Source organism: Arthrobacter liuii (assembly GCF_014639275.1).
GTDB classification, from domain to species: domain Bacteria; phylum Actinomycetota; class Actinomycetes; order Actinomycetales; family Micrococcaceae; genus Arthrobacter; species Arthrobacter liuii.
This window is the reverse complement of sequence record NZ_BMFW01000092.1, coordinates 1-590: the sequence shown is the minus strand read 5'-3', so window position 1 is coordinate 590 and position 590 is coordinate 1. Positions and strand designations below refer to the sequence as shown.

Below are 590 nucleotides of genomic sequence, written 5' to 3'. Positions count from 1 at the left end.
GGCCAGACCGGGTCAGCGGTTATCCTCGGCCACGTCAACGCCACCAACAGTGATATCGGCCTGTTCTACCGGCTCCACGAACTCACCCCCGGCCAGACCATCACGGTCACCCGGGCCGACCACACCGCCGCGGTCTTCACCGTCGACAACGTCGACATCTACCACAAATCAACGTTTCCGACGGTAAAGGTCTATCAGAACGCGGACCGCCCCGAAGTCCGCCTCATCACCTGCGGCGGCTACAACCCCGCCACCCGCGAGTACCTTGACAACACCGTTGTCTATGCCCACCTGACCTCCAGCCACCCCGCCTGAGCACCCTTGCCGGCAGGCCACGGGCCGGGTCAGTCAGCCGGCAGGCCGTTCGCGCCGCGATTGAAAGAGGAATACGCCATGAAGACCACCACGATCCGACAGCGCCTCACCCTCGCTGTAATCGGTGCCGCCACGATCATCGGCGCCACCGCCTGCGGCAGCGGTGGTACCGGGACCGGCACGTCAGCAGCGCCTTCAACGGTCGCTGGATCAGCCGGGGCGTCCATGGATCCGGGCATGAACATGAGCGCTTCCCCGATGGCATCGTCAACTCC

At 65.1% G+C, this 590-nt stretch carries 1 protein-coding gene and 1 pseudogene; both read left to right on the top strand.

What is annotated here, in order from left to right; translation table 11 throughout:
• A partial coding sequence (locus tag IEW19_RS23235; RefSeq protein WP_188573898.1) for a sortase domain-containing protein occupies window positions 1-315 on the top strand: 315 nt, incomplete at its 5' end.
• 78 nt (window positions 316-393) lie between these two features.
• A pseudogene (locus IEW19_RS23230) lies at window positions 394-590 on the top strand (hypothetical protein); the annotation flags it as partial.